Below are 4,638 nucleotides of genomic sequence, written 5' to 3' on the forward strand. Positions count from 1 at the left end.
CCACACACACCGACCCCCGCACTCACACCCCCCCCCCGCCCCACCCCCCCCCCCCCGGAGTGGACCCGCGGGCGCCCCCGCCCGGGAGCGAACGCGGGTCCGGATCAGAACTGGGTGCTGACCGTCACCCCGCTGAAGTCGGTGTTGGCGTAGAGGCTGATGTAGCGGTAGCCGGCCGTCGGGTTGGTGACGGTGATGCTCTGCGTGCTGCCGGCGTTGGTGGAGGAGGCGGTGAAGGCGTTCGGCGAGGCCCAGGTGTCCGCGTTGTAGTACAGGTACGCGATGCCGGTGCCGCCGGAGGTGCTGATCTTCAGGGTGCTGACGCCGGCCGGCAGGTAGACGTACAGGTAGTCGAGCCCGCCGGCGGTGGCGGTGAGGTTGGACCGGGAGCAGTTCTGGCCGAGCGCGTCGGTGCGCGGGTCGGTGCAGGTCGGCAGGGTGGTGCCGCCGCCGGTGCCGGTGGTGACGGTGACCGAGGCCGGGGTGCTGGCGGTCCTGCCGGTGGCGTCGGTGACGGTCAGGGCGACGGTGTACGTGCCCGCGGCGGCGTAGCCGTGGCTCGGGTTCCGCTGGTCGGAGGAGGTCCCGTCGCCGAAGGTCCAGTGCCAGGCGGTGATCTGGCCGGGGCCGGTCTGGACGGACTTGTCGGTCAGCGTGACGGTGGCGCCGTTGACGGCCTGGCCGAACAGCGCGGTCGGACCGGCCGCGTAGCAGGCGCCGGCGGCGCAGCCGTCGAGCCAGGCGTCGAAGTCGGCGTCGTAGCCGGTGCCGATGCCGTTGTAGACCGCGTAGCCGCCCTGGTAGTCACCGGTGCGGAAGTGGCCGAGCATGGCGTAGACGTCGGCCGGGTGCTTCTCGAACATGTACCGGACGGCGAGGTAGCCCCACGGGTAGGTGCGCACCGAGTCCGAGTTGCCGTACGTGTTCTGGAAGACGGTGCTGAGCTTGTAGGTGTGCTTGGCGGCCTCGGCCATCGCCTGGGTGTCGGTGGTGCCGCGGTAGGCGTAGGACTCGTACTCGGCGACGCCCTCGATCCACCAGATGTCGGGCACGGAGATCTCGGTGGAGAAGTTGCCCTTCATGTCGTAGATGCCGTCGAGGTAGTGCGTGTACTCGTGGTTGAGGTTCCACACGTTGGCGGTGAAGCCGTCGTTCCACGACTTCTGGTACATCACGCACACGGCGTGGTTGTTGGGGTCGGTCGGGTCCATGACGGTCTGGCCGCCGTTGTCGGTGGAGTTCCCGAAGATCGCCCAGGAGTAGTTCAGGTAGTCGGCCTGGTTGGCGAAGACCGCGAGGGTCATGTTCTTGCCGTACGGGTTGACCGGGCCGTTGTCCTTCACCAGGTTGTGGAAGAAGGTGTCCTCGCCGCGCAGGCTGGTGCAGACGGCGGCCAGGTCGGCGGGCGACAGCGACTCGGTCAGGATGGTGCGGTTGTCGCAGACCAGCTGGTTCGGCAGCACCGCCGCGGTCAGCTTCGCCGGCAGGTCGCAGGTGCCGTAGTACGAGCACTGGCCGGGGTCGAAGGCGTTGGCCTGGTAGGCGGTGTGGACGTACAACGGGCCGGTGACGCCGGTGATCTGGGCGCCGTCGAGCACCGCCTTGACCTTCCCCTTGACCGCGGCCTCGACGACGGGGCCGTCGCCGGCCATCCGGCCGAGGTCGTTGCCGGCGTTGACGTCGAGGTAGGCGTTGGCGGTGCCGAGCAGGTCCTTGTGGTTGAGCGCGAAGTCGCCCAGGACGGTGCCGATGCTCGGGTCGGCGCCGACCGCGCTGACGAAGTCGCTGTTCCAGTTGCCCCGCCACAGCGGCGCGGACAGCACGGCGTTGACCGCCTTGAGCATCTTCGGGAAGGCGTTGTACGAGTTGTTGTAGCTGGTCAGCACCTGCTTGTAGACGCCCAGGTAGCTGCCCTGCACGTTGGCGCTGTCGGTCAGGACCAGCACCTCGTTGAGCACGGTGCCGTTGTTGTCGGTGACGTCGGTCCAGTGCCGGCCCGCGAAGAAGGCGTCGAGCCCGGCCTTGGAGGCACTGGTGAGCGCCGCGTCGTAGGGGCCGACCGCGTCCGCGTTGTTGGACTGGACGTAGTACCCGGCCCGCAGGAAGAGCACGAGCTGCAGGATGCCGGTGGAGTTGTCCCCGGTGTAGTTCGCCGCCAGGCCCTGGTAGGCGTTGGCGACGGTGAGCATCTGGGATTCCTTGAAGATCCTGCCCGCGTCGGTGCCGGTGACGTTGAACAGCGTGTTCACGCAGTCCGTGGTCGAGCCTTCGAGGAAGGAGACCAGGTCGGCACCGCTGCGCCCGCCGAAGTCGGCGGGGGTGCAACTCGGCGCGGCGGCACCGGCCGTACCAGCGGCGGCGCGGGCCGTACCAGCGGCGGCACCGGCCGAACCGGCAGCGGCGCGGGCGGAACTGCCCGGCTGGGCCGCGGAGTTGCCCGGCTTGGCCGCGGGCGCGTGCGGCTGGGCCGGACGGGGCGCGGTCTGCACGGCGGTGCCGGCCGGCTGGCCCATCACGACCTGGCCCAGCAGCGCCGGCGACAGCGGCTTGGCGGCGGGGGCGGCGGCCTCGGAGGGATCGGCCGCGAGGAAGGCCCCCAGCGGCTTCGGGACGGCCGACGCGGCGTCGGCCGACGCCGGGGCGGCGGCGGACGACCGGGCGCCGGCCGGCGGCTGGGCGGCCGGTCCGGACGCGGCGAGCGCGGGGACCGGCAGCAGGGTGGCGGCGGTGGCACAGCCGGCGACGACGCCGGCCATGAGCGTGGGGAGGGGTATGCGAAGGCGCACTGCGGGGTCCTTCTCCTGTGGGGGAGGCGACTGGACGACTGCCGAGGCATGGGGGAAGTCGACGTGATCCTGCCATCGGGCGACCCGCCAGAACAATGTCACAGGTCATATGACATCTACCGCGTCCGGCATAACACCGCCCCACCGGGACCGACCGCCCGCCCCCGCCTCGCACCACCGCCCGACCCGGCCGCCCCACCGCCCGACCCGGCCGCCCCACCGCCGAACCCGACCGTCCCACCCCCCGACCCGGCCTCCCTACGGCCGGACCGGCCGGTACGTCCGCGCCGCCCAGGCCTGGAAGGTCGGCGAACTGGCGATCAGGTCCCGGTAGGCCGCGGCCGCCGCGCCGAACAGCGTCTCCACGACCTCGCCGCTCACCCCGGCGGCCCGCCAGGCCAGCAGGTGGCGGACCCAGATCGGCGTCCCGGCGAGCGGCTTGACCACCACTTCGGCCAGCGGCCTGGTGGTCGCCTGGACGACGGAGATCCCGAGCCCGGCGGAGATCATCTCCTGCAGCTCCAGCCGGCCGCCGAGGAACTCGTGGACGGTCGCCGGGGTGAAGCCCGCCGCGGCGCAGGCGCCGTAGAACACGCCGTGCCAGCCGGCCCCGTCGTCGGGGGTGAGGAACCAGTCCTCCTCGGCCAGGTCCACCAGGGCGATCTCGGTGCGGTGCCGGAGCCGGTGGCCCGCCGGGAGTGCGACGAAGGCGGGCTCGGTGACGATGCCGCGGTGCGCGACGGCCGGCGAGTGGCGCAGTTCCCGGCCCGGGTAGTCGACGGCCACGGCGGCCTCCGCGTCGCCCTGCTCCAGCAGGTCGACGATGTCCGACGAGCGGTAGACGGAGGTCACCGTGAAGCGCTGGTCGGGCCGCTGGTGCCGGGCCCTGGTGACCAGTCCGGGCAGGATCGGCGAGATGGTCGCGGCCAGGCGCAGCTCCTGGCGGGCCGGCTCGCCGGGGGCCGCCGGGCGGCGGCCGAGGCAGTCGGCGCGGGTGAGGAGGTCGCGCGCGGCGGCCACCACCTCGACGCCGAAGCAGGTCGGCGCGACGCCCACGGCCGTGCGCTCGAACAGCGGCGCGCCCAGGTGGCGTTCGATCCGGCGCAGTTGCGTACTGGTCGCGGGCTGCGAGGCGCCGAGCAGGACGGCGGCCCTGCCGACGCTCCCGGTGTCGGCGATGGCGCACAGCACGCGAAGGTGCCGCAGTTCCAGCTCCATGACCCTCCCCCTCACGCAAGGGCCGCACCCTCCCGGCCGACCGCTCCGGGCGGGAGGGTGCGGCCCCGGCGGTGGCTGTGCAACAGCACACATGACATGTCGGCCGCTCACCTTCGCCCCGCGCGAATCACCTCGTCAAGCCCCCTCCGGGAGCCGAACGGCGGCGTCGGCAACCGCCTTTACCGGCGCATTGCGTCCCCCTGACCACTCCCTGACCCGCACCCCGGCGACCGCCCGGCCCGCACCCGCCACCCCGCCCGGCCCGCACCCGCCACCCCGCCCGACGCCGCCCGACGCCGCCCCGCCGGGGCGAGCGAGACTTGAAGAGTTCTTCACCTTCCGAGACTCTGAACTCTCCTGAGCGTTCCGCGGAGCGGCACCGACCGGTCTGGAGGCCGGCAATGACAGCCATGTTCGACCAGGAGCTGCGCGAGCAGCTCGCCCAGGCCCGCCGGGACCTCGCAGCGGCCCGGGCCGAAGGGGACGCCGACGGCGTCCAGGCGTACGAGGGCCGGATCGCCGGACTGCTCCGGCTCGCCGCCCAGCACGGGATCGACCTTCCGCACAGCGCCGACGAGGAGGAGCACAACCGGCCCTGACCGTCCCGCACCGGAACGGCAGAGGAGGCGGCACC

Annotated in this window: 3 protein-coding genes; 1 reads left to right on the forward strand and 2 read right to left on the reverse strand. The window is 72.6% G+C overall.

All coding sequences use genetic code 11. The annotated features are described in order from the left end of the window. Positions 1 to 104: 104 nt before the first annotated feature. Together ACFV6I_RS37095 and ACFV6I_RS37100 are read right to left on the reverse strand one after the other, a co-directional pair. Positions 105 to 2,786, reverse strand: a complete 2,682-nt coding sequence (locus tag ACFV6I_RS37095; RefSeq protein WP_380430439.1) for a collagenase — start codon at positions 2,784 to 2,786, stop codon at positions 105 to 107. A 258-nt stretch (positions 2,787 to 3,044) separates the two neighbouring features. After that, positions 3,045 to 4,004 (reverse strand): LysR family transcriptional regulator, encoded by a 960-nt coding sequence (locus ACFV6I_RS37100; RefSeq protein WP_063347594.1) that lies wholly within the window; start codon positions 4,002 to 4,004, stop codon positions 3,045 to 3,047. Between the two features lie 401 nt (positions 4,005 to 4,405). On the opposite strand from ACFV6I_RS37100, the gene ACFV6I_RS37105 reads away from it, so the two are divergent. Continuing rightward, positions 4,406 to 4,603 (forward strand): hypothetical protein, encoded by a 198-nt coding sequence (locus tag ACFV6I_RS37105; RefSeq protein WP_159398428.1) that lies wholly within the window; start codon positions 4,406 to 4,408, stop codon positions 4,601 to 4,603. The last annotated feature ends 35 nt before the right edge of the window (positions 4,604 to 4,638 follow it).

The organism is Kitasatospora sp. NPDC059803 (genome assembly GCF_042732255.1).
Taxonomy (GTDB): domain Bacteria; phylum Actinomycetota; class Actinomycetes; order Streptomycetales; family Streptomycetaceae; genus Kitasatospora.

Excerpts from the sequence above, each read along its gene's own strand:
- ACFV6I_RS37105 (WP_159398428.1), top strand. The coding sequence starts at position 4,406 with ATGACAGCCATGTTCGACCAGGAGCTGCGCGAGCAGCTCGCCCAGGCC.
- ACFV6I_RS37100 (WP_063347594.1), bottom strand. The coding sequence starts at position 4,004 with ATGGAGCTGGAACTGCGGCACCTTCGCGTGCTGTGCGCCATCGCCGAC.